This is a genomic window from Achromobacter arsenitoxydans SY8, assembly GCF_000236785.1.
Classification (GTDB): Bacteria; Pseudomonadota; Gammaproteobacteria; order Burkholderiales; family Burkholderiaceae_B; genus Achromobacter; species Achromobacter arsenitoxydans.
Window position 1 is genome coordinate 63,752 of sequence record NZ_AGUF01000042.1, and the last position, 23,079, is coordinate 86,830.

22 protein-coding genes are annotated in these 23,079 nt (G+C 64.4%); 14 read left to right on the top strand and 8 right to left on the bottom strand.

Annotated elements, in window-relative coordinates; translation table 11 throughout:
* Positions 1 to 15 precede the first annotated feature (15 nt).
* A complete protein-coding gene (locus KYC_RS10620; protein ID WP_008161825.1) occupies positions 16 to 2,316 on the top strand; it encodes an NADP-dependent malic enzyme in 2,301 nt (766 codons plus the stop codon).
* Between the two features lie 97 nt (positions 2,317 to 2,413).
* A complete protein-coding gene (locus KYC_RS10625) occupies positions 2,414 to 2,866 on the top strand; it encodes a DUF2214 family protein (protein ID WP_008161827.1) in 453 nt (150 codons plus the stop codon).
* 9 nt (positions 2,867 to 2,875) lie between these two features.
* On the opposite strand, the gene KYC_RS10630 is transcribed toward KYC_RS10625, so the two are convergent.
* The 8 genes from KYC_RS10630 to KYC_RS10665 all read right to left on the bottom strand — a co-directional run bounded on the left by KYC_RS10630 (position 2,876) and on the right by KYC_RS10665 (position 9,907).
* Positions 2,876 to 3,985, bottom strand: coding sequence for a hypothetical protein (locus KYC_RS10630; protein ID WP_008161829.1), 1,110 nt, complete (start codon positions 3,983 to 3,985; stop codon positions 2,876 to 2,878).
* Between the two features lie 90 nt (positions 3,986 to 4,075).
* The gene (gene gltA / locus KYC_RS10635) at positions 4,076 to 5,386 is read right to left on the bottom strand and encodes a citrate synthase (protein ID WP_008161831.1); all 1,311 of its coding nucleotides are present in this window, start codon (positions 5,384 to 5,386) and stop codon (positions 4,076 to 4,078) included.
* 19 nt (positions 5,387 to 5,405) lie between these two features.
* Positions 5,406 to 5,666, bottom strand: coding sequence for a succinate dehydrogenase assembly factor 2 (locus tag KYC_RS10640; RefSeq protein ID WP_008161833.1), 261 nt, complete (start codon positions 5,664 to 5,666; stop codon positions 5,406 to 5,408).
* Positions 5,667 to 5,692: 26 nt separating this feature from the next.
* Positions 5,693 to 6,409: a succinate dehydrogenase iron-sulfur subunit gene (locus tag KYC_RS10645; RefSeq protein WP_008161837.1), complete on the bottom strand. Its 717-nt coding sequence runs from the start codon at positions 6,407 to 6,409 to the stop codon at positions 5,693 to 5,695.
* An 18-nt stretch (positions 6,410 to 6,427) separates the two neighbouring features.
* Complete coding sequence (gene sdhA, locus KYC_RS10650; RefSeq protein ID WP_008161839.1) at positions 6,428 to 8,206, bottom strand: succinate dehydrogenase flavoprotein subunit; 1,779 nt, start codon at positions 8,204 to 8,206, stop codon at positions 6,428 to 6,430.
* Positions 8,207 to 8,209: 3 nt separating this feature from the next.
* Positions 8,210 to 8,593: a succinate dehydrogenase, hydrophobic membrane anchor protein gene (sdhD, locus tag KYC_RS10655; RefSeq protein WP_008161843.1), complete on the bottom strand. Its 384-nt coding sequence runs from the start codon at positions 8,591 to 8,593 to the stop codon at positions 8,210 to 8,212.
* Entirely contained in the window at positions 8,594 to 9,007 is a 414-nt protein-coding gene (gene sdhC, locus KYC_RS10660; RefSeq protein WP_008161845.1) for a succinate dehydrogenase, cytochrome b556 subunit, read from the bottom strand. It lies immediately after the preceding gene.
* Between the two features lie 120 nt (positions 9,008 to 9,127).
* Complete coding sequence (locus tag KYC_RS10665) at positions 9,128 to 9,907, bottom strand: GntR family transcriptional regulator (protein WP_008161847.1); 780 nt, start codon at positions 9,905 to 9,907, stop codon at positions 9,128 to 9,130.
* Between the two features lie 355 nt (positions 9,908 to 10,262).
* On the opposite strand from KYC_RS10665, the gene KYC_RS10670 reads away from it, so the two are divergent.
* From KYC_RS10670 to KYC_RS10725, 12 genes are all read left to right on the top strand, one after another.
* Entirely contained in the window at positions 10,263 to 11,252 is a 990-nt protein-coding gene (locus tag KYC_RS10670; RefSeq protein WP_008161849.1) for a malate dehydrogenase, read from the top strand.
* Positions 11,253 to 11,439: 187 nt separating this feature from the next.
* Entirely contained in the window at positions 11,440 to 12,330 is an 891-nt protein-coding gene (gene prpB / locus KYC_RS10675) for a methylisocitrate lyase (RefSeq protein ID WP_008161851.1), read from the top strand.
* A gap of 90 nt (positions 12,331 to 12,420) precedes the next feature.
* Positions 12,421 to 13,614, top strand: coding sequence for a bifunctional 2-methylcitrate synthase/citrate synthase (gene prpC, locus KYC_RS10680; RefSeq protein ID WP_008161853.1), 1,194 nt, complete (start codon positions 12,421 to 12,423; stop codon positions 13,612 to 13,614).
* Between the two features lie 57 nt (positions 13,615 to 13,671).
* The gene (locus tag KYC_RS10685; RefSeq protein ID WP_008161854.1) at positions 13,672 to 15,123 is read left to right on the top strand and encodes a bifunctional 2-methylcitrate dehydratase/aconitate hydratase; all 1,452 of its coding nucleotides are present in this window, start codon (positions 13,672 to 13,674) and stop codon (positions 15,121 to 15,123) included.
* Positions 15,124 to 15,244: 121 nt separating this feature from the next.
* Complete coding sequence (locus tag KYC_RS10690) at positions 15,245 to 15,673, top strand: CopD family protein (RefSeq protein WP_008161857.1); 429 nt, start codon at positions 15,245 to 15,247, stop codon at positions 15,671 to 15,673.
* Between the two features lie 159 nt (positions 15,674 to 15,832).
* Positions 15,833 to 17,482, top strand: a complete 1,650-nt coding sequence (locus KYC_RS10695) for a THUMP domain-containing class I SAM-dependent RNA methyltransferase (RefSeq protein ID WP_420796111.1) — start codon at positions 15,833 to 15,835, stop codon at positions 17,480 to 17,482.
* Between the two features lie 250 nt (positions 17,483 to 17,732).
* Positions 17,733 to 17,921: a hypothetical protein gene (locus tag KYC_RS10700; protein ID WP_008161862.1), complete on the top strand. Its 189-nt coding sequence runs from the start codon at positions 17,733 to 17,735 to the stop codon at positions 17,919 to 17,921.
* Positions 17,922 to 18,099: 178 nt separating this feature from the next.
* The gene (locus tag KYC_RS10705) at positions 18,100 to 18,621 is read left to right on the top strand and encodes an RDD family protein (RefSeq protein WP_008161864.1); all 522 of its coding nucleotides are present in this window, start codon (positions 18,100 to 18,102) and stop codon (positions 18,619 to 18,621) included.
* A gap of 148 nt (positions 18,622 to 18,769) precedes the next feature.
* Positions 18,770 to 19,666 carry a DUF2167 domain-containing protein gene (locus KYC_RS10710; protein WP_043518141.1) on the top strand — a complete coding sequence of 299 codons (897 nt, stop codon included), beginning with the start codon at positions 18,770 to 18,772 and terminating at the stop codon, positions 19,664 to 19,666.
* A gap of 110 nt (positions 19,667 to 19,776) precedes the next feature.
* Entirely contained in the window at positions 19,777 to 20,649 is an 873-nt protein-coding gene (locus KYC_RS10715; protein ID WP_085945445.1) for a UDP-2,3-diacylglucosamine diphosphatase, read from the top strand.
* 125 nt (positions 20,650 to 20,774) lie between these two features.
* Positions 20,775 to 22,490 (top strand): acetate--CoA ligase, encoded by a 1,716-nt coding sequence (locus KYC_RS10720; RefSeq protein ID WP_008161870.1) that lies wholly within the window; start codon positions 20,775 to 20,777, stop codon positions 22,488 to 22,490.
* A 2-nt stretch (positions 22,491 to 22,492) separates the two neighbouring features.
* Entirely contained in the window at positions 22,493 to 23,014 is a 522-nt protein-coding gene (locus KYC_RS10725; protein WP_008161871.1) for a gamma carbonic anhydrase family protein, read from the top strand.
* Positions 23,015 to 23,079: the final 65 nt, after the last annotated feature.

Consider the following 23,079-nt stretch of genomic DNA (forward strand, 5'->3'; position numbering starts at 1 on the left):
CCAGGCCCCGATCCCATGGACGAAACTCTCACCAAATTGGCGTTGGACTACCACGCCTATCCCACCCCCGGCAAAATCTCGGTCACCCCGACCAAGACCCTGGCCAACCAGGACGACCTGTCCCTGGCCTACTCCCCCGGTGTGGCTGCGGCTTGCATGGCCATCTTCGACCAGGGCGACGACGCGGCGTCCAAGTACACCTCGCGCGGCAACCTGGTCGGCGTGATCACCAACGGCACCGCCGTGCTGGGTCTGGGCAACATCGGCCCCCTGGCCGCCAAGCCCGTGATGGAAGGCAAGGGCTGCCTGTTCAAGAAGTTTGCCGGCATCGACGTGTTCGACATCGAACTGGCCGAAAACGATCCGGACAAGCTCGTCGACATCATCGCCGCGCTCGAACCCACGCTGGGCGGCGTCAACCTTGAAGACATCAAGGCGCCCGAGTGCTTCTACATCGAAAAGAAGCTGCGCGAGCGCATGAAGATCCCCGTCTTCCACGACGACCAGCACGGCACCGCGATCATCTCGTCCGCCGCCATCCTGAACGGCCTGAAGGTCGTGAACAAGGACATCGGCTCGGTCAAGCTGGCCTGCTCGGGCGCCGGCGCCGCCGCCATCGCCTGCCTGGACCTGCTGGTCCACCTGGGCATCAAGCGCGAGAACATCTACGTGGTCGACTCCCGCGGCGTCATCTGGGAAGGCCGCGACGAGAACATGGAGGCCAACAAGAAGCGCTACGCGCAGAAGACCGACGCCCGCACGCTGGCCGACGTGGTCAACGGCGCCGACGTGTTCCTGGGCTGCTCCACCGCTGGCGTGCTGACTGGCGACATGGTCAAGACCATGGCCGACCGTCCGCTGATCCTGGCCCTGGCCAACCCGGAACCCGAGATCCGCCCCGAGGTCGCCAAGGCCGCCCGCCCCGACTGCATCATCGCCACCGGCCGTTCGGACTACCCGAACCAGGTCAACAACGTGCTGTGCTTCCCCTTCATCTTCCGCGGCGCCATGGATGCCGGCGCCTCGCGCATCACTGAAGAAATGAAGCTGGCGTGCGTGAAGGCCATCGCCGATCTGGCGCAGGCCGAACAGAACGACGAAGTGGCCCGCGCCTACGCCGGCCAGGAACTGTCGTTCGGTCCCGACTACATCATCCCCAAGCCCTTCGACCCGCGCCTGATCGTCCAGATCGCCCCGGCCGTGGCCCAGGCCGCCGCCGATTCCGGCGTCGCCGCCCGCCCGATCGAAGACATCGAAGCCTACCGCCAGAAGCTGATGGGCTTCGTGTACCACTCCGGCCAGCTGATGCGTCCGCTGTTCGCCCAGGCCAAGAAGGCGCCCAAGCGCGTCATCTATGCCGACGGCGAAGACGAACGCGTCCTGCGCGCCGTGCAGACGGTGGCCGACGAAAAGCTGGCGTTCCCGATCCTGATCGGCCGTCCGGCCGTGATCGAGATGCGCATCCAGAAGGCCGGCCTGCGCCTCGTCGCCGGCCAGCACTTCGAGATCGTGGATCCCGAAGACGACAGCCGCTTCAACGAAACCTGGAACGCGTACTACCAGCTGAAGGGCCGCGAAGGCGTGACGCCGGCCATCGCCAAGGCGATGATCCGCAAGCACAACACGCTGATCGGCGCGATGCTGCTGCGCCGTGGCGATGCCGACGCGCTGCTGTGCGGCGTGGCCAGCAAGTACGACAACCAGCTCAAGTACATCGACGAAATCATCGGCAAGAAGGAAGGCCAGACCTACGGCGCCCTGAACGTGCTGATGCTGCCCGACCAGACGCTGTTCGTCACCGACACGCACGTCAACGAGAACCCGTCGGCCGAGGAAGTCGCCAGCATCACCATCCAGGCTGCCGACGAAATGCTGCGCTTTGGCGTGGTGCCGAAGATCGCGCTGCTGTCGCACTCCAACTTCGGCAGCCGCGTCACGGAATCGTCGCGCAAGATGGCGGCCGCGCGCAAGATCGTGCAGGACCGCGCCCCGGATCTGGAAGTCGACGGCGAAATGCATGCCGACGCCGCCCTGTCCGAAAAGATCCGCGTCCTGGCCTACCCGGACAGCACGCTCAAGGGCCGCGCCAACCTGCTGGTCATGCCCAACCTGGACACCGGCAACATCACGTACAACATGCTGAAGATGACCGGCAGCAATGGCGTCGCGATGGGTCCGATCCTGCTGGGCGCCGCTCGCCCCGTGCACATCCTGACCACCAGCGCCACCGTGCGCCGCATCGTCAACATGACGGCGCTGGCCGTGGTGGACGCGCAGCAGGAAGCCGCCGAAGAAGCCAAGAAGCGCCGCCGCTGATCGCAGCGTCTCGCTGACATGCCGCGGGCGCCCTACGGGGCGCCCGTTTTTATGCCTGAATGGTAAAACCTAGCTTGTCCTTTACCCTGGAGACGTCATGCTGGCCGATGCAATGTATGCCTGGTTCCATTACCTGGCCATCTTCGTACTGGTGGTGGTGCTGACCGCCGAAGCCGTGCTGCTGCGACCCGACCTTACCGCCGCGGCCGTAAAACGCCTGATCATCTATGACCGCCTCTACGGCGTCAGCGCCATCCTCGTGCTGGTCACCGGCGTGCTGCGCCTGACGCTGGGCGCCAAGGGCGCGGCGTTCTACATGAGCAACCCCTGGTTCCACGCCAAGATCACGCTGTTCGTCCTCATCGCGCTCTGTTCCATCCCGCCCACGCTGACCTTCCTGCGCTGGGCCAGACAAACGCGGCAGCAGCCGGGCTTCGTCCCTGCCCTGCCCGAAATCAAGCGCGCGCGGCGCTGGGTGATGATCGCGTCGCACCTGTTCATCTTCCTGCCGCTCTTTGCCGTGCTGATGGCGCGCGGCATCGGCTTCTAGCAAGGCCCGCTACGGACAGCGGGCGCGCGCCGGCATTTCAGGTTCCTTGCCGTCGACGATGAAGGTGTCGAAGCGGAACACGCCCGCCGCGTCGTTCGTGACCACGTCCAGGACATCGCCCTGCAGCGTCTGCATCACGGACATGCCCTCGGGCACGTCATCAAAGCCAGACCGTGCGGCGGCCTGGCCATTCCACGGACTGAAGACCAGGATGCCGGGATACGGTTCGCGTCCGTTCCCCGCCCCCCTCCGTGCGGTCTTGACCTGCGTGCCGGCCGGGTAGCTCAGCCCGCCGAACTGCGTCGGGCACGCCAGCTCCGCATCGGTGACGCGCAGCAGCTTGCGCGCCTCGTCCAGATAGACCCGCGGCTTGCTCAGGGCCAGCCCAAACAACGTCACGGCCGTGTCGTCGTGAATGTCGATCCACCAGCGGTCGGGATCGCGCGACCCATCGGTATAGACGGTGCCATTGGATCCCCTTAAGACAGCCCCCGCGCCAATGGTCAGGTCCGCGGCCTGGTTGCCCGCGGCCAGCACGCATTGCGTCAAACGCTTCATGGCGCCGTCGGGCGCCACATCGAACTCGATATCCTGCGTGGCGTCGCAACGCCAGCCCAGGACCGACTGCTCGCCCGCCCCGCGCAGGATGACCGTGCGCGGGCGCCTGCCGATCAGGTTGTATTCCTTGTCGTACTCGGCGTCCAGATAGCGGCGCGCGGACGTCGCCTGCACGCCCAGGATGGACACCGCCTGGGGAAAGCTCGCCTCGATATAGGTGTCGAGCAGCCCTTTGTCCTGCACCTTCAGGCGCGTGCCGGCAGGCATGGACACGCCGCTCACCGTCATCGGCTCCTGCAGCGTGACATTGTGCGCCGCTTCCTCACGCCGGATCTCCCGCTCAAGCTGCCACATCATGGCCTGGAACCAGGCATAGAAACTGAACGGCGCAATAAGCGCCAGGCATAGCAACGTGGACGTCTTCCAGTACTTGCGGACCGTGCGGCGCGCGCGCCCGCTGATGGCCAGGACCACCGCCCAGCCCAGCAACAACAGGCCGGCGAAAAAACCGGCGGACAACAGAATGAAAAAACCGGCGGAAGGCAGTGCTATCGGAATCATGGGACGGATGATATCCGCAAAACGCGCCCCGGCCGGCGGACGAAAAAAAACCGCCCGAAGGCGGTTTCCTTTGCCGAAGCGAACAGCGAATTAACGCTTGTCCATCGGGGGCACGTCGCGGGTGACGGCGCCGGTGAACAGCTGGCGCGGACGGCCGATCTTGTAATCGGGATCCGACAGCATTTCGTTCCACTGGGCGATCCAGCCCACCGTGCGGGCCAGCGCGAAGATGGCCGTGAACAGCGAGGTCGGGATGCCGATGGCGCGCTGGACGATACCCGAGTAGAAGTCCACGTTCGGGTACAGCTTGCGCTGCACGAAGTACGGATCCGACAGGGCGATGCGTTCCAGTTCCATGGCCAGCTTGAACAGCGGGTCGTTTTCCAGGCCCAGGGCCGAGAGCACTTCCTTGCAGGTTTCCTGCATCAGCTTGGCGCGCGGGTCGTAGTTCTTGTAGACGCGGTGGCCAAAGCCCATCAGGCGCACGCCCGAGTTCTTGTCCTTGACCTTTTCCATGAACTCGCCGACCTTGGCCACGCCGCCGTTGGCTTGCAGTTCTTCCAGCATCTGCAGGCAGGCTTCGTTGGCGCCGCCGTGAGCCGGGCCCCACAGGCAAGCCACGCCAGCCGAGATGGCGGCGAACGGGTTGGTGCCCGACGAACCGCACAGGCGCACGGTCGAGGTCGAGGCGTTCTGCTCGTGGTCGGCGTGCAGGATGAAGATGCGGTCCAGCGCGCGCTCGACGACTTCGTTCACCTTGTAGTCTTCGCACGGCGTGGCGAACATCATGCGCAGGAAGTTGCCCGTGTAGGACAGGTTGTTCTGCGGGTAGATGAACGGCTGGCCTTGCGAGTACTTATAGGCCATCGCGACCAGCGTCGGCATCTTGGCGATCAGGCGGATAGCCGAGATGTGGCGATGCTGCGGGTTCGTGATGTCGGTGGAGTCGTGGTAGAAGGCGGACAGCGCGCCGACCAGGCCCGTCAGGACGGCCATCGGGTGCGCGTCGCGGCGGAAGCCGCGCAGGAAGAAATGCAGCTGCTCGTTAACCATCGTGTGATGGGTAACTTGCGAGTCGAAATCGGCCTTCTGTTCCTGGTTCGGCAGTTCGCCGTTCAGGATCAGGTAGCAGATGTCCATGAAGTCGCAATTGACGGCCAGCTGTTCGATCGGGAAGCCGCGGTACAGCAGTTCGCCCTTGTCGCCGTCGATGTACGTGATGCCCGATTCGCAGGCAGCCGTCGACATGAAGCCGGGGTCAAACGTGAACATGCCCGTCTGGCCATACAGCTTGCGGATGTCGATCACATCCGGACCGACCGTGCCCTTGTAGACAGGGAACTCAATGGGTGCGCTGCCATCCGAGAAGGATAGAGTGGCTTTTTTGTCAGACAGGTTCATGTTTATTCCTCTCAATTAATCAGAGCGCGCGCATCTGGCCAATAATCGTTCGAAGCCTGGGCGTATCAAGCTCGCCTTCGAGTTCCTTACGGGCCAGCAGCAAATCGAGAAGATCGTTGTCTCCCATCTCGAAAAGCTGGGTCAATGCGGCCACGTCATCATCGGTAAGTTCGGCCTCGTGGGCATCCAGATACCGGGTGATGATCAAGTCGTTTTCGAGCAGGCCGCGGCGCGCCCGCCAACGCAGTCGCGCCCGCTCCAGTTCAGTCAGCCTGCTCATGCTTCACACCTTAAATACACTAAAAACTAGACCGTGCGGCGGACCATCAGTTCCTTGATCTTGCCGATCGCCTTGGTCGGGTTCAGCCCCTTGGGACAGACGTCGACGCAATTCATGATCGTGTGGCAACGGAACAGGCGGTACGGGTCTTCCAGGTTGTCCAGACGGTCGCCCGTGGCTTCGTCGCGGCTATCGGCGATGAAGCGGTAGGCTTGCAGCAAACCGGCCGGGCCGACGAACTTGTCGGGATTCCACCAGAACGACGGGCAGGAAGTGGAACAGCACGCGCACAGGATGCACTCGTACAGGCCATCGAGTTCTTCGCGCGCCTCGGGCGACTGCAGGCGCTCTTTCTCGGGCGGCGGCGTGTCGTTGATGAGGTACGGACGGATCGAGTGGTACTGGTTGAAGAAGTGCGTCATGTCCACGATCAGGTCGCGGATGACGGGCAGGCCCGGCAGCGGACGCAGAACGATGGGTTCCTTGAGTTCGCGCAGGTTGGTGGTGCAGGCCAGGCCGTTCTTGCCGTTGATGTTCATGGCGTCGGAACCGCACACGCCTTCACGGCACGAGCGGCGCAGGGCCAGGCTGTCATCGACGTCGTTCTTGATGCGCACCAGCGCATCGAGCAGCATCTTGTCGGTGGGCTGGAGTTCGACGTCCAGCTTCTGCATGTAGGGACGCTCGTCCTTGTCCGGATCGTAGCGGTAGATTTCGAACTTGACGATTCTCTTGGTGCTCATAGTGGGCTCAATCCGGACTTAGAAGGTACGCGCCTTGGGCGGGAAGGACTCGACCGTCAGCGGCTTCATCTGAACAGGCTTGTAATCCAGGCGGCTGCCTTCGGAATACCACAGCGTGTGCTTCAGCCAGTTCTCGTCGTCGCGGGTCGGGTGGTCGTCCAGCGCATGCGCGCCGCGGCTTTCGGTACGGGCGGCGGCCGACTTGATGGTGGCGCGAGCCACTTCGGTCATGTTGGCCAGTTCCAGCGCCTCGACGCGGGCGGTGTTGAACACCTTGGACTTGTCCTTGAAGTAGATGCTGTCGGCTTGCTTGGCCAGGTCTTCGATCTGGGTCACGCCTTCGTTCAGCAGGTCCAGCGTGCGGAACACGCCGCAGTGGCGCTGCATCGAGAAGCGGATGGCGTTGCCGATATCCTGCGTCTTTTCGCCAGAGGTGCGCGATTCCAGCTTGTTGATGCGGTCCAGCGAGAACTCGACGGCCTGCGTGGGCAGGTCCTGGTGCGCATGCTGGCGCTCGGGATGCGAATTCACGATGTGGTTGCCGGTGGCGCGGCCGAACACGATCAGGTCCAGCAGCGAGTTCGTGCCCAGGCGGTTGGCGCCGTGGACCGACACCGCGGCGCATTCGCCGATTGCATACAGGCCGTTGACGATCTTGTTTTCGCCGTTTTCGCGCGTCAGCACCTGGCCGTGGTAGTTGGCCGGGATGCCGCCCATCTGGTAGTGGATGGTCGGGACGACGGGAATCGGTTCCTTGATCGGGTCCACGTTGCCGAACTTGATGGCGATTTCGCGGATCGAGGGCAGGCGCTTGTTGATGACGTCGGCGCCCAGGTGATCCAGCTTGAGCACGACGTAGCTGCCGTCGGGACCGCAGCCGCGGCCTTCCTTGATTTCCTGGTCCATCGAGCGCGACACGAAGTCGCGCGGGGCCAGATCCTTCAGCGTGGGCGCATAGCGCTCCATGAAGCGTTCGCCATCCTTGTTCAGCAGGATGCCGCCTTCGCCGCGCACGCCTTCGGTGATCAGCACGCCCGCGCCGGCCACGCCGGTCGGGTGGAACTGCCAGAACTCCATGTCCTGCAGCGGAATACCGGCGCGGGCAGCCATGCCCAGGCCGTCGCCGGTGTTGATGAAGGCGTTCGTGGAAGCGGCCCAGATACGGCCCGCGCCGCCAGTGGCCAGCACCGTGGTCTTGGCTTCCAGGATGTAGATTTCACCCGTTTCCATTTCGAGGGCGGTCACGCCCACGACGTCGCCGGCTTCGTTGCGCAGCAGGTCCAGCGCCATCCATTCGACGAAGAACTGGGTGCGCGCGGCGACGTTGCGCTGGTACAGGGTGTGCAGCAGGGCGTGGCCGGTACGGTCGGCAGCGGCACAGGCGCGCTGGACCGGCTTTTCGCCGAAGTTGGCGGTGTGGCCGCCGAACGGACGCTGGTAGATCGTGCCGTCGGGGTTGCGGTCGAACGGCATGCCGAAGTGCTCGAGCTCGTACACGGCGTTCGGCGCTTCACGGCACATGAATTCAATGGCGTCCTGGTCGCCCAGCCAGTCCGAACCCTTGACGGTGTCGTACATGTGCCAGTACCAGTTGTCTTCGCTCATGTTGCCCAGCGAGGCGCTCACGCCGCCTTGAGCGGCAACGGTGTGCGAACGGGTGGGGAACACTTTGGAGAGCACCGCAACCGACAGGCCCGCTTGGGACAGTTGCAGCGAACAACGCATGCCGGCTCCGCCGGCGCCAACGACCACCACATCAAACTGGCGGCGCGGCAAGGATTTCAGGACAGAGACCACGGCTTAAATGCTCCAGAGGATTTGCGCGAAGTAAACGACCGAACCGACCAGCCAGAGGATCGTCAGCACTTGCATCAGCAGGCGCACGCCCACCGACTTGACGTAGTCCATCCAGATGTCGCGCACGCCAATCCAGGCATGCCAGGCCAGCGCAATGAATGCAAGGGTGGCCAGGATCTGGCCAACCGGAAGAACGCCCACGTAGAAATTGAACAGCGCGGTCCAGTGTTCGTACGTGAAAGCCGGCATCATCAGGATGCCGATGAGCAGCACCAGCGTGTACACGGCCATGATGACGGCGGTGATGCGCTGGATGATGAAGTCCATGACGCCGTAGTGGGCGCCGACGACCAGGCGCTTGGGCCCGTAGTTTTTAGCGGCGGCCATTTACAGCACTCCGAACAGTTTGAGAGCGAACACCAGGGTCAGCGCGAGGCTGACGCCGAACACCACGCCGGCGCTCTTCTTGGCCGACAGCTTGTCGATACCGATGTGCAGGTCCAGCAGCAGGTACCGGATGCCGGCACAGAAGTGATGCAGGTAGCCCCAGACGAGGACCAGGAAGACAAGCTTTACGATCGGGTTGCCCGCGTACGCCGCCACGGCTGCGAACGTCTGAGGCGCGGCCACGCTGGCCGCGAACAACGGCAGAATGACCAAGGGAAGACAGAGGAACAGCAACGCGCCGCTGACGCGGTGCAGGATGGACAGCTTGCCGGCCAGGGGCAGGCGGTAACTGGCAAGTTGCGCAATACCAATATTGCGAAACTGCGGACGTGGCTTGGCAGCGGTGTCGGACATGACGGCCTCGGTGTTTCGGAACTAGGGAATCGTTACGGCAAAAATGCCGAGCCCTTGCGGGCAAACACGGTATTTTCGCCCAGAGATTGGGTTGGTATCAAATCGTAGGTAAAAAGCTCATCAATTCAGACTATTGCGGTAGTGGTAACGATCGGTCAAGTACAACCCCCGGCGGATTTCCATGGGGCGGTCACCGTACGTGTAAGACACCCGGTCTACCTGCAACAACGGCGTGCCGGCGGCAACATTAAGCAGCGTACAGGCTTCGGCCGGCGCGGCCACCGCGCGCAGCTTCTCGTCTGCGCGCACCATGCTGACGCCGAACTCGGATTCAAACAGGCCATAGAGCGGCGCCTTGTTGGCGGTCAGCAGCTCAAGGGTAAGACCACGAAAAATAGAGCCGGGCAGCCAGATGTCGTCCAGCACGGTGGGCGTCTGCCCCATGGACAGCAGGCGGCGGATCATCACGACCGTTTCGCCGGCCCGCAGATCCAGGGCCCGCGCGATCTCGGCGGGCGCACGCATGCGGCGGCACTCCAGGATGCGGCTCTCAGCGCGGCCGGCCTCGCCTTCTTCGTCGGGGGCCAGGCGCAGGAAACGGTATCGCACGCGAGCTTCGTGGTGGGTGGCGACAAACGTGCCCTTGCCCTGGCGGCGCAGCAGCATGTGCTCGGCAGCCAGCTCATCGACCGCCTTGCGCACCGTGCCCTGGCTCACCTGAAAACGGGCGGCCAGATCAATTTCGCTGGGGATGAGCTCGCCGGGCTTCCATTCGCCGCGTTCGAGGCTTTGGACAAGCAGATCCTTGATCTGGCGGTAGAGCGGACTGAAAGCGGCCCCCTCGCCCGTGGGACGGGCGGCGCGAGTGCGTAAGGAGGTTTCGGGCCGGGGCTCTGCCATGGATCTTCTTGAAAGTGTCATGTTTATCCGGATGAATGGGAAAGCGGCGCAAAGGATGCAACCCCATCTGTAATGCGCTGCTGCGGCCGGTCTTCTGGCTTGTTACAGGCGCACGGCCAAGCGGGGCCGCGGCGCATTCGAATAAACGCTCTATTGTGGCATATCGGGAGGCGAGCTGTCCAACGTCTTATGTCTTATATAAGATAGAAGAGCAATTGACGCATACGTTAATTCGATCTAGGATTCAAAGCTGCCCGCGCGACGCGCAGAGCGGCTGCGGCCGCGCTGATACCCGCGCCCAACGATTACACTGATCGGTGAGATTTTTCTCGCCAAACCATTACGGAGAACGTCCATGTCCAAGCCTGCCTTGCGTGTCGCCGTCACCGGCGCCGCCGGCCAAATCGGTTACGCACTGCTATTCCGCATCGCCTCGGGCGAAATGCTGGGTAAAGATCAACCCGTCATCCTGCAACTGCTGGAAATCCCCGACGAGAAAGCGCAAAAGGCCCTGAAGGGCGTCATCATGGAACTGGATGACTGCGCCTTCCCGCTGCTGCAGGAAGTCACCGCGCACAGCGACCCGCGCACCGCCTTCAAGGACGCCGACGTGGCCCTGCTGGTCGGCGCCCGTCCCCGCGGCCCCGGCATGGAACGCAAGGACCTGCTGTCGGTCAACGCCCAGATCTTCACGGCCCAGGGCAAGGCCCTGAACGACGTCGCCAGCCGCAACGTCAAGGTCCTGGTCGTCGGCAACCCCGCCAACACCAATGCCTACATCGCCATGAAGTCGGCCCCGGACCTGCCGGCCAAGAACTTCACCGCCATGCTGCGCCTGGACCACAACCGCGCCCTGTCGCAACTGGCCGCCAAGTCGGGCAAGGCCGTCGCCGACATCGAAAAGCTGGTCGTGTGGGGCAACCACTCGCCCACGATGTACCCCGACTTCCGCTTCGCCACCGTCGGCGGCGAATCGCTGTCCAAGCTGATCAACGACGACGCCTGGAACCGCGACACGTTCATCCCCACCGTGGGCAAGCGCGGCGCCGCCATCATCGAAGCCCGCGGCCTGTCCTCGGCCGCTTCGGCCGCCAACGCCGCCATCGACCACGTCCGCGACTGGGTCCTGGGCAGCAACGGCAAGTGGGTCACGATGGGCATCCCGTCGGACGGCTCCTACGGCATCCCCGAAGGCATCATCTACGGCGTGCCGGTCACGACCGAAAACGGCGAATACAAGCGCATCGAAGGCCTGGAAATCGACGCCTTCTCGCGCGAGCGCCTGGACTTCACGCTGAAAGAGCTCCTGGAAGAGCGCGACGGCGTCAAGGACCTGCTGAAGTAAGCAGCGCGCAGTAAACAGGATTGGGCCCGTTCATGCGGGCCCAATCCTTAAGCAAGGCAGGAACACAAGCAAGGCCGGAACATAAACCTGTCTCGTTGCCCAGCCGCGGAAGGATTGTCGCGCAGGGGACAGATTTATTTTTCGGACCCACGCTAAGGTCGTGGGCTACCAAGAACAGGAGACAAACATGTCCAGACCCGAATCGCCCGGCGCCCTCTTCCGTCGCGCGCTCGCCGAAGAAAATCCGCTGCAGATCATCGGCGCCATCAACGCCAACCACGCCCTGCTGGCCAAGCGCGCCGGCTACCGCGCGATCTACCTGTCCGGCGGCGGCGTCGCGGCCGGCTCGCTGGGCCTGCCGGACCTGGGCATCAACACCATGGACGACGTCCTGACCGACGTGCGCCGCATCACCGACGTCTGCGATGTGCCGCTGCTGGTCGACATCGACACCGGCTTCGGCCCGTCGGCGTTCAACATCGCCCGCTCCGTCAAGAGCCTGATCAAGTTCGGCGCGGCCGCCTGCCACATCGAAGACCAGGTCGGCGCCAAGCGCTGCGGCCACCGCCCCGGCAAGGAAATCGTCAGCACCGAAGAAATGGCCGACCGCGTGAAGGCCGCCGCCGACGCGCGCACCGACAGCGACTTCTACCTGATCGCCCGCACCGACGCGATCGCCTCGCACGGCGTTGACGCCGCCATCGAGCGCGCGCTGGCCTGCGTGGAAGCCGGCGCCGACGCCATCTTCGCCGAAGCCGCCTACGACCTGCCCACCTACGACCGCTTCGTCAAAGCGGTCAAGGTGCCGGTGCTGGCCAACATCACCGAATTCGGCAAGACCCCGCTGTTCTCGGTCGAAGAGCTCAAGAGCGTGGGCGTGGGCATGGTGCTCTATCCGCTGTCCGCCTTCCGCGCCATGAACAAGGCCGCCGAAGCCGTCTACACGGCCATCCGCCGCGACGGCCACCAGAAGAACGTGGTCGACCTGATGCAGACGCGCGAAGAACTTTACGACCGCATCGGCTATCACGAATTCGAATCCAGGCTGGACGCGCTCTTCCAGAAGGGCAAGGCGTAGTCCCACAACCTCCAGGCCGCGCCCCGGCGATCCCGGCGCGCTGCCCGCCCCCCATTGCATCTTCCAACGCGTAAGGAAAGGAGTAGAGACATGAGCACGGCTCCCAAGAAGCAAGAAGCCAAAACGGACGCCAAGCCGGAAGAAAAGGCCGGCTTCAAGCCCAAGAAGTCGGTCGCGCTGTCCGGCGTGGTCGCGGGCAACACCGCACTGTGTACGGTCGGCCGCAGCGGCAACGACCTGCACTATCGCGGCTACGACATCCTGGACATCGCCCACACCAGCGAGTTCGAGGAAATCGCCCACTTGCTGGTCCATGGCAAGCTGCCCAACAAAGCCGAACTCAAGGCCTACAAGGAAAAGCTGCGCAGCCTGCGCGGCCTGCCCGCGCAGCTGCAGGTGGCCCTGGAAGCCCTGCCCGCCGCCAGCCACCCGATGGACGTGATGCGCACGGCCGTGTCGGTGCTGGGCTGCGTCCTGCCTGAAAAAGACGACCACAACACCCCCGGCGCGCGCGACATCGCCGACCGCCTGATGGCCAACCTGGGCTCCGCCCTGCTCTACTGGTATCACTACAGCCACAACGGCCGCGTGATCGACGTGCAAACCGACGACGACAGCATCGGCGGCCATTTCCTGCACCTGCTGCACGGCGAAAAGCCCAGCGACGAATGGGTCAAGGCGATGCACATCTCGCTGAACCTGTACGCCGAGCACGAATTCAACGCCTCCACGTTCACGGCGCGTGTCATCGCCGGCACCGGTTCGGACATGTTCTCGTCCATCTCGGGCGCCATCGGCGCGCTGCGCGGCCCCAAGCACGGCGGCGCCAACGAAGTGGCGTTCGAAGTGCAGAAGCGCTACGAAACGCCGGACGAGGCCGAGGCCGACATCCGCCGCCGCGTGGAAGCCAAGGAAGTCATCATCGGCTTCGGCCACCCGGTCTACACGGTGTCCGACCCCCGCAACAAGGTCATCAAGGAAGTGGCCAAGAAGCTGTCCAAGAAGGCCGGCACCACCAAGATGTTCGACATCGCCGAACGCCTGGAAACCGTCATGTGGGACGTCAAGAAGATGTTCCCCAACCTCGACTGGTTCTCGGCCGTCAGCTACCACATGATGGGCGTGCCCACCGCCATGTTCACTCCGCTGTTCGTCATTGCGCGCACCGCGGGCTGGTCGGCCCACATCATCGAGCAGCGCATCGACAACAAGATCATCCGCCCCACCGCCAACTACGTGGGCCCGGAAGACCAGAAGTTCGTGCCCATCGAAAAGCGCAAGTAAGGCGGGATCGAGGGCGCGGCATGGCCACCTGTATTCACTTTCCGGAGAGGTACCGCTATGTCTGCCCCGATCTCCAACGTGCGTCCCGATCCCGACCAGGTCCTGGCCGATATCGCGGACTACGTCCTGACTTATGAAATCAGCAGCGATCTTGCGTACGAGACCGCCCGCAACTGCCTGATCGACACGCTGGGCTGCGGCCTGGAAGCGCTGGAGTATCCGGCGTGCCGGAAATTGCTGGGCCCGGTCGTGCCGGGCACCGTGGTGCCCAACGGCGCCAAGGTGCCCGGCACGCAGTTCCAGCTTGATCCCGTGCAGGCGGCCTTCAATATCGGCGCCATGATCCGCTGGCTGGATTTCAACGACACCTGGCTGGCGGCCGAATGGGGCCATCCGTCCGACAACCTGGGCGGCATCCTGGCCACGGCCGACTGGCTGTCGCGCACGGCGGTCGCCGCGGGCAAGCCGCCGCTTTCCATGCGCGACGTGCTGACCAGCATGATCAAGGCGCACGAGATCCAGGGCTGCATCGCCCTGGAAAACTCCTTCAACAAGGTGGGCCTGGACCACGTGGTGCTGGTCAAGGTGGCGTCCACCGCCGTCGTCGCGCAAATGCTGGGCCTGAGCCGGGACGAGGTGATCAACGCCGTATCGCTGGCCTGGGTCGACGGCCAAAGCCTGCGCACCTACCGCCACGCCCCCAACACCGGCAGCCGCAAGAGCTGGGCCGCTGGCGACGCCACCAGCCGCGCGGTGCGCCTGGCGCTCATCGCCCGGACCGGCGAAATGGGCTATCCGTCGGTGCTCACCGCCAAGACCTGGGGCTTCTACGACGTGCTCTTCAAGGGCCAGCCGTTCAAGTTCCAGCGCCCGTACGGCAGCTACGTGATGGAAAACGTGCTGTTCAAGATCTCGTTTCCGGCTGAATTCCATGCCCAGACTGCGGTGGAATGCGCCATGCAGATCCACGGCCGGCTCAAGGCTCTGGGCAAGAGCGCGGACGACATCCAGAAGATCACCATCCGCACCCACGAGGCCTGCATCCGCATCATCGACAAGAAGGGTCCGCTGGACAACCCCGCCGACCGGGACCACTGCATCCAGTACATGGTGGCCGTGCCGCTGCTGTTCGGACGCCTCACTGCGGGCGACTACGAAGACGACGTGGCCCGGGACCCGCGCATCGACGCGCTGCGCGACAAGATCGTCTGCGTAGAGGATCCGGCTTACACCAGCGATTACCACAACCCCGCCAAGCGCTCGATCGCCAATGCCCTGACTGTCGAATTCAAGGACGGATCCGCGCTGGATGAAGTCGTCTGCGAATATCCCATCGGCCACAAGCGCCGCCGGGCCGACGGCATTCCACTCCTGGAAGCCAAGTTCCGCACCAACCTCGCCCGCGTGTTTCCGGCCCGCCAGCAGCAGCGCATCCTGGGCGCATCGCTGGACCAGAAAGCCCTGGAGGCGATGCCAGTCCACGAGTATCTGGATCTTTACGTAATCTGAGGCGCTCTCCTGGAGATCCGCCCCGGCATCGGGGCCTGCGCCCGCGCGCAAGCCCCGATGCCCGGCCTGGATCGAGGATGGCCGCAGCTTACAATGCGGCTTTCCTCGATCGGATCGCGCCATGGCCATGCTCTGGGTCAAGACCTTTCATATAGTCTTCATCGCTTCCTGGTTTGCCGGATTGTTCTATCTGCCGCGCATCTTCGTGAATCTGGCGCAGCAGTCGGACGAGACCGTCCAGGCCACGCTGCTGGGCATGGCCCGCCGCCTGTACCGGTTCACCACCATCCTGGCCGTCGTGGCCATCGTGTTCGGCATGTGGCTGTACCTGGGCTACCGCATCGGCGTCGGCCCGGGCAATGGCTGGATGCACGCCAAGCTCTTTTTCGTCCTGCTCGTCATCGGCTACCATCACGCCTGTGGCGTCATGCTGCGTAAATTCGAACAGGGCAAGAACACCCGTTCGCACAAGTTCTATCGCTGGTTCAACGAAGTTCCCGTCTTGCTGCTCTTGGTGGTGGTGGCGCTGGTCGTCGTCAAACCCTTCTGATACCCCTACCTTTGCACATTCGCCAGGATTCGTATGTCCTCTGATGAACAGGACCGTTCGCGCAAGACGCTGACGATCAAGAAGACGGCGCGCGACGCGCACGCCGAAGGCGCGCCCAAGCGCACCCGCACCGGCGCCCGCGCGCGCCTGGTCGCGCAGATCGAGCGCACCCGGGAAAGCGTCGAACGCCAGAAGGATCCCGCCGGCTACCAGCGGCGCCAGGAAGAGGAAGCGCGCGGTGCGCGCAAACCCTCTGCCGGCGGTCGAAGCAGCGCCGGCCGAGGGCCGGCCCGCGAGGGCCAGCCCGGACGCGGACAATATGATCGCGGCCCGGATCGCGAAGGCGGGCGCGGCGCGTCCGGCCGGGGCCCATCGGCGCGCGGCCGCGCTGACGACACGCGCGGCGACACGGCGTCCGGTTCGCGTTCCGGCCGCGCCCCGCAGCGTGCGCCGCGACTGCGCGACGACCAGTACATTGCTCCGGCCACGCCCGCGGGCCGCTTTTACGACCCCTTTGAAGATGACGGCCCCGCGCCCGAGTTCGCCCCCGAACCCGAACACGGGGACGCACCGGAATTCGCGCAGGAATCCGAACATTCCCGCGAGCGCCACGCCCCCACCGTCGAAACACGCAGCCGGCGTCCGCGCGACGTCCGCCGCCCCGAAATCTTTACGGTGTTCGCCCCCTGCCCCCAGGGCCTGGAAGAGGCGCTGACCGCCGAAATGCAGGCCCTGGGCTACGAAGACGCACAGGCCGGCCGCGCGGGCTGCTCGTTCACGACCGACTGGCCCGGCGTACAGCGCGCCAATCTGTATTCCCGCCTGGCGACCCGCATCCTGGTGCAGGTTGCCCACGCCGAGATCTCGCACGAAGACGACATCCTGGACCTGGCTCGCAGCACGCCCTGGGAACGCTGGTTCGGCGCCGAACAGACGCTGCGCGTCGACACGTCGGCCATCAAGAGCCCGGTGCAAAGCCTGCAGTATTGCAACCTGCGCGCCAAGGACGGCATCTGCGACCGCCTGCGCGAACTGGAAGGCGAACGCCCCAGCATCGACACGGTGCGCCCGGATGCGCGCGTCCATCTGTTCCTGACGGGCCATACCGCCACCCTCTACCTGGACACCTCCGGCGAATCCCTGTTCAAGCGCGGCTGGCGCCTGGACAAGGGTGAAGCGCCGCTGCGGGAAAACCTGGCGGCCGGCATGCTGGCGCTGGCAGGCTGGGATCCGGCCGCGCCGCTGCTCGATCCGTTCTGCGGTTCGGGCACTATCCTCATCGAAGCCGCCTGGATCGCACTGGGCGTGCCCCCGGGCATTTCCCGCCCGTTCGGCTTCGAGCGCCTGCGCGACCACGACGCCTACCGGTGGCGCGACCTGAAGGAAGACGCACGCGCCCGCATCCTGCCCCAACTGGATGCGCCGCTGGTGGGATACGACCTGAATCCGCTAGCCATCGAATTCGCCCGCAACAACGCGGAACGGGCCTGGCTTACTGCCGACTCGATCCGCTTCGAAGTCGGCGATGCACGCAACGTGACGGCGCCTGCCGATCACGGCTGGATCGTCACCAATCCGCCCTATGGCGAACGGATGGGGACCGAACAGGAAGCGGACCTGTGGCGCGACTGGGCCACCTGCCTGAAGCGCAACTTCGCAGGCTGGCAGCTCCATGTCATCACCAGCGACCTGACGCTGCCCAACCAGATGCGCCTGAAACCCAAGCGCCGGGTGCCCCTGCACAACGGTTCGCTGGATTGCCGCCTGTTCGGCTTCGAACTGGTGGCCGCGGGCTACCGCGACGCCTGATCCCGCCTACGCCGCCTTCCGGGGCTGCAGCCTGGCGCTGCAGCCCTAGCGCCGCGTTGTAAAAGCGCCGCAACATGCCGCCCCTATCTTTGCTTATGGTGCCCCGCCGCGCGGTTTTGGGGCATTATCAGCACCAAGGTGTTGCCTGGTTGCACCAGCTTGCACCTCCCTCTTGCACAGTTTCAGGGTAAACCCTATAATTCGGGTATTCCCTAGTAGCACACAACTGAGCAAGCCCGTGGAGGCTATTGTGATCAACCCGAACAACACCATCCGCCTGACCGACGAACTCGAGCGTCAACTGATGCTCCAGGCAATTGAAGAACAATTCCGTCCGCACCCGATGCGGGCGCTGGCTGCAGGCCTGCGTAAGCTGGCCCACGGCATCAAGGCCCTGGCTGGCAAGACGAGCGCCAAGAACGCGCACTCCGCTGCCTAAGCAAGGCCTGGGTCTTCGGGCCCGACAGATTTTCCCCTTGGGGGCTGCATAGCCCCTTTTATAGACCCGCCCTTACCGGCGGGTTTTTTTTTGTGCCTGCCAGGCGGCTTGACCACAAGATCCAGGCAAGCCAGTCCGCCGGGCCGTCCCAAGGCGGGGCAGTGCATAATACGGCTCCATGAACGATACCGCCCTCGAACAGACCCCGAATCGCCTGCGCCGATTCGCCTGCATGATGTACGAAGCCGTGCTGCTGTTCGGCGTGGTGTTCCTGGCTGGTTATCTGATGGATACGCTGACCCAGAGCAAGAGCGCGCTCGATCTGCGTCCCGCCCGCCAGGCCTGGCTGTTCATCGCCATTGGCGCGTATTTCGTGCTGTGCTGGCGCCGCCGCGGCCAGACGTTGCCCATGAAGACCTGGAACATCCGGCTCGTCGACCGCGACGGCAACACGCCCTCGACGGGTCGGCTGGTCCTGCGCTACATCCTGGCCTGGCCTTTGGTGCTGGCGGGCGCGGCCCTGGTCTGGGCTGGCGCTATCGCCACCGGCTGGCCGTCCATCGACATGTTCATCGTCGCGGCGCCCTTCACGATCTTCATCTGGTCCTGGCTGGATCCGGACGGCCAGTTCCTGCACGACCGGATCCTCGGCACGCGCCTGCGCAATGCGCCGCAGGCCAAGGGCAGGAAGGCGCGCTGAAGCCGCCCCCTCCCCTGCAACCGGCTCTCGCCCGGCGACGCGACCCGTTGCAGATAACGCCCTTCTTAATGACTTTGGTTCGGCGTTCAGAAACCTGACAGCAGACCCCGAAGACAATAAGGCCCCATTTATTTGAGGCTTTATCATGATGCGCGCTTTTCTTTCCCGCCTGCCGCTGGTCCTTGCCTGCGCACTGCTGTGCCTGCACGCGGGAGCATCCGCCCAAAACGCATCCGCCCAGCAAGAGATCGAATCGGCCTCCAGGGCCGCGTTCGCAGCCGCCAAGCATGGTCCCGCGGATGTCCCGCTGGGCGACCAGGCCACCCTGAAGCTGCCCCAGACCATGTTCTTTGTGCCGCGCGCGCAGGCAGAACGGCTGATGCAGGCCTACGGCAACGGCAGGGATCCATCGCTGCTGGGCGTCGTGATGCCCAAGAGCGACGAGGAGGATTGGCTCGTCACGGTGAATTTCGACAAGGCGGGCTACATCAAGGACGACGACGCCCGGAACTGGAATGTCGGCGAATTGCTGGACAACCTGCGCGAAGGCACCGAAGCCTCCAACGAGGAACGCAAGAAGCGCGGCTTTCCCGAATTGACGGTGGACGGCTGGGTTGAAGCGCCCAAGTACGACAGCAACACGCAACGCCTGGTGTGGTCGGTTGCCGCCAAGCACAAAGGAGCGGGCGCCGATGAAGACCCGACCGTCAACTACAACACCTATGCCTTGGGCCGCGACGGCTACATCACGCTGGACCTGATCACGCAGCAGAACCGGGTGCCCGTGGACAAGTCCGCCGTGCTGGCGCTGCTGGACAACCTGCACTATGTCGACGGCAAGCGATACGCCGATTTCGACGCGTCCACCGACAAGGTCGCGGAATATGGCCTGGCGGCGCTGGTGGCGGGCGTGGCCGCCAAGAAGCTGGGGCTGTTCGCGGTGATCGCCGCCTTCCTGGCCAAATTCGCCAAGGTCGGCATCCTGGCCGCCGCGGCGCTGGGCGGCAGCTTGTGGAAGCTTTTGCGCGGCAAAAAGGCGGAATAAGCGGCCCGATACGTCCCCAAGACGGCGGCCCGCTGACGCGCCGCCGCCGTCACAACTGCGTCATGGATTCGTCATGCGCGCGTCATCGCCCGATGGTTTCATTCCCAAGCATGACCACAGCCCACAGGGAAGCGACCGTGACCGAAATCCAACCCGCACATTGGCGCGCCCTCTGGATTTCCGACATCCACCTGGGCACCGCCGGGTGCAAGGCGGAATTCCTGCTCGATTTCCTGGACCACAACGATTCGGACACCCTGTACCTAGTGGGCGACATCGTGGACGGCTGGCAACTGCGCAAGCACTGGCACTGGCCCCGTGCGCACAACGACGTTATCCAGCGCATTCTGCGCAAGGCGCGCAACGGCACCCGGGTCGTGTTCATTCCCGGCAACCACGACGAATTCGCCCGTGAATTCGCGGGTTTCGCCTTCGGCGACATCGAAGTCCTGGACGAAGACATCCACGTCACGGCTAAGGGCCTGCGCCTGCTGGTGCTGCACGGCGACCAATTCGACGGGGTGATCCAGCACAGCCGCTGGCTCGCGCACCTGGGCGACGGCCTCTACCAACTGGCGCTGTGGATCAACCACCACTTCAATCGGCTGCGGCACCGCCTGGGGATGCATTACTGGTCGCTGTCCCAATACCTGAAACACAAGGTCAAGAACGCCGTGTCATTCATCACCGATTTCGAGGAAACGCTGGCGGGCGAAGCCCGGCGCCGGGGCCTGGACGGCGTGGTGTGCGGCCACATCCACAAGGCCGAGCTGCGAGACGTCGGGGGCATCCTGTACTGCAACGACGGCGATTGGGTGGAGAGCCTGACCGCCCTGGCCGAGACCCACGACGGCCAGCTCCAGCTGCTGGACTGGGCCGTGCTGCAGGCGGAACGGCAGCGCGATCCCGCCAGCCGCCCTCCCCGATCCCTGACCCTGCCCGCCCTCCCTTCGGCGCTGCGCCGGCAGGGCAAGCACCCGTGATAACCCGTATGCGTCCCCGTTACGCAACGGGGATGTTGCAGTTCACGGCCCTCTAGGTCATGCTTGCAACTGGGTAACGGGCGATCTGACCCGTTCACGCTGCAACGTGCTCACAACATAGGGCCATGAACGACCAATATCAGGCGCTCTACCAAACATTCCGCTGGCTGGTGCCCACCCAGTTCAACATCGCGGAAGCGTGCTGCCACCGCTGGGCATCCAGTAGTCCGGATGCGCGGCGCATCGCCATCTACTACGAAGACGAATCCGGCAACCGCGAGGTCTGGACCTTCGCGCGGCTGGCCGAAGCCGCCAACCAGTTGGCCAATGGCCTGGTGAAAATGGGCGTGGGCCGGGGAGACCGGGTGGGTGTGGTTTTGGGACAACGTCCAGAAACCGTGGTCGCCCACATGGCCATCTATAGCGTCGGCGGCGTGGTGTTGCCGCTTTCGGCGCAGTTCGGGCCCGAAGCGTTGGAAAGCCGCCTGTGCGACTCCGAAACCCGGGTCGCCATTGTCGATCATGCCTCCAGCGCCAACCTGCTGGCCGTCAGCGACAACTGTCCCGCCTTGCAGCAGATCATCGGCATCGGTTTCGCGGACGAACGCGTGCTGCCCTGGCGCAGCCTGCTGGCCCGCCAACCCAACGAATTCAAGGCGGTACAGACGCGTTCGGCGGATCCCGCCATCCTGCTCTATTCCTCCGACGCCTCTGGCGCGCCCAAGGGCGCGCTGCTGCCGCACAGCGTCCTGATCGGCAACCTGCCTGGCTTCGTGGCCTCGCAAGACTGGTTCCCCAAGCCCGCCGACGTGTTCTGGTCGCCCGCTGACTGGGCTTCCACCGGCGGCATAATGGGCGCGCTGCTGCCCACGCTGTATTTCGGCCACCCCATCGTCGGCACGCGTGGACGGTTTTCCGTCGAGCGCGCGTTCGAACTGCTGGAACGCTATCAGGTCACCAATACCTTCCTCGCCCCCTCCGTGGTGAAGATGATGATGAAGGCGGTGCCCGAGCCCCGCCACCGCTACCAGCTTGCGCTGCGCTCCATCATGAGCTCGGGCGAAAGCGTGGGCGAAACCGTATTCGAATGGTGCCAGTCGGCGCTGGGCGTGACGCCCAACGAGATGTTCGGCCAGACGGAAATGAACTATGTGGTGGGCAACAGCAACAAGCGCTGGCCCGCCAGGCCCGGCAGCATGGGCCGTCCCTATCCCGGCCACAACGTGGCCGTGCTGAACGAAGACGGCGTACCCGCCGCCGCAGGCGAAACCGGCGAGATCGCCGTCAACCGGCAGGATGCCCATGGCTACCCCGACCCGGTAATGTTCCTTGGCTACTGGCGCAATGAGGCCGCCACGCAGGCAAAGTTCAAGGGAGACTGGTGCCTGACGGGCGACCTGGCCAGCGTGGATGGCGACGGCTACTTTTGGCATGCCGGGCGTGCGGACGACGTATTCAAGTCGGCCGGCCACCGGATCGGCCCCGGAGAGATCGAAAGCTGCCTGATCGGCCACCCGGCCGTGGCGAACGCGGCAGTGGTGCCCAAGCCGGACACCGAGCGCGGCGCGCTGGTCAAGGCCTATGTGGTGCTCACGCCGGAATTCGCGCACCGCGACCGCAACGACATCCTCGAAAACCTGCAGGAACACGTGCGCGAACGCCTGGCGCCCTACGAATACCCGAAGGAAATCGAGTTCGTGGACGAATTGCCCATGACCACGAACGGCAAGATCCAGCGCGGCGTCCTGCGCCTGCGCGAAGAAGAGCGGGCGCAAGCACCCGCGGCCAATACAGACGTTGGAGCGCCCCTGGTCGCCCCGGCACAGCAACCGGAGACCTAGGCATGGCGATTTACCAGCTCAACGACCTTATCCCCCGCATTGATCCGCAGACCTACGTGGCCGACAGCGCCGACATCATCGGCAACGTCACGCTCGAGGCGGGCGTCAGCATCTGGTCGCATGTCTCGATCCGCGGCGACAACGACGCCATCGTGATCCGCCAGGGCACCAATATCCAGGAATCCAGCGTCCTGCACGTGGATGCGGGCTGTCCCATGACAATCGGCCCCAACGTGACCGTGGGCCACCAGGCCATGCTGCACGGCTGCACCATCCATGAAGGCGCCCTGGTGGGCATGCAGGCGATCGTCCTGAACAACGCCGTCATCGGCCGCAACTGCCTGATCGGCGCGGGCGCCATCATCCCGGAAGACCGCGTCATTCCGGACAATTCGCTGGTCATCGGCATCGGCAAGGTCGTCCGGGAGCTCTCGGAAGAAGAAATCGCCAACATGCACAAAAACACCGCCCACTACGTGGCGCGCGGCCAACAGTACAAGACGGCCCTGAAGCGGCTGGCCTGACCCTCCCCGGGAACGGCGCAACCCCCTGCTGGCAGCAGGGGGAATACCCCCCTCCGATCGGCTAA

Excerpts from the sequence above, each read along its gene's own strand:
- KYC_RS10620 (WP_008161825.1), top strand. The coding sequence starts at position 16 with ATGGACGAAACTCTCACCAAATTGGCGTTGGACTACCACGCCTATCCC.
- KYC_RS10685 (WP_008161854.1), top strand. The coding sequence starts at position 13,672 with ATGTCTGCCCCGATCTCCAACGTGCGTCCCGATCCCGACCAGGTCCTG.
- KYC_RS10715 (WP_085945445.1), top strand. The coding sequence starts at position 19,777 with ATGACCACAGCCCACAGGGAAGCGACCGTGACCGAAATCCAACCCGCA.
- KYC_RS10710 (WP_043518141.1), top strand. The coding sequence starts at position 18,770 with ATGCGCGCTTTTCTTTCCCGCCTGCCGCTGGTCCTTGCCTGCGCACTG.
- KYC_RS10705 (WP_008161864.1), top strand. The coding sequence starts at position 18,100 with ATGAACGATACCGCCCTCGAACAGACCCCGAATCGCCTGCGCCGATTC.
- sdhD (WP_008161843.1), bottom strand. The coding sequence starts at position 8,593 with ATGGCCGCCGCTAAAAACTACGGGCCCAAGCGCCTGGTCGTCGGCGCC.
- KYC_RS10670 (WP_008161849.1), top strand. The coding sequence starts at position 10,263 with ATGTCCAAGCCTGCCTTGCGTGTCGCCGTCACCGGCGCCGCCGGCCAA.
- gltA (WP_008161831.1), bottom strand. The coding sequence starts at position 5,386 with ATGAACCTGTCTGACAAAAAAGCCACTCTATCCTTCTCGGATGGCAGC.
- KYC_RS10690 (WP_008161857.1), top strand. The coding sequence starts at position 15,245 with ATGGCCATGCTCTGGGTCAAGACCTTTCATATAGTCTTCATCGCTTCC.
- sdhC (WP_008161845.1), bottom strand. The coding sequence starts at position 9,007 with ATGTCCGACACCGCTGCCAAGCCACGTCCGCAGTTTCGCAATATTGGT.
- KYC_RS10630 (WP_008161829.1), bottom strand. The coding sequence starts at position 3,985 with ATGATTCCGATAGCACTGCCTTCCGCCGGTTTTTTCATTCTGTTGTCC.
- KYC_RS10640 (WP_008161833.1), bottom strand. The coding sequence starts at position 5,666 with ATGAGCAGGCTGACTGAACTGGAGCGGGCGCGACTGCGTTGGCGGGCG.
- KYC_RS10725 (WP_008161871.1), top strand. The coding sequence starts at position 22,493 with ATGGCGATTTACCAGCTCAACGACCTTATCCCCCGCATTGATCCGCAG.
- KYC_RS10625 (WP_008161827.1), top strand. The coding sequence starts at position 2,414 with ATGCTGGCCGATGCAATGTATGCCTGGTTCCATTACCTGGCCATCTTC.
- prpB (WP_008161851.1), top strand. The coding sequence starts at position 11,440 with ATGTCCAGACCCGAATCGCCCGGCGCCCTCTTCCGTCGCGCGCTCGCC.
- KYC_RS10645 (WP_008161837.1), bottom strand. The coding sequence starts at position 6,409 with ATGAGCACCAAGAGAATCGTCAAGTTCGAAATCTACCGCTACGATCCG.
- KYC_RS10665 (WP_008161847.1), bottom strand. The coding sequence starts at position 9,907 with ATGGCAGAGCCCCGGCCCGAAACCTCCTTACGCACTCGCGCCGCCCGT.
- prpC (WP_008161853.1), top strand. The coding sequence starts at position 12,421 with ATGAGCACGGCTCCCAAGAAGCAAGAAGCCAAAACGGACGCCAAGCCG.
- KYC_RS10720 (WP_008161870.1), top strand. The coding sequence starts at position 20,775 with ATGAACGACCAATATCAGGCGCTCTACCAAACATTCCGCTGGCTGGTG.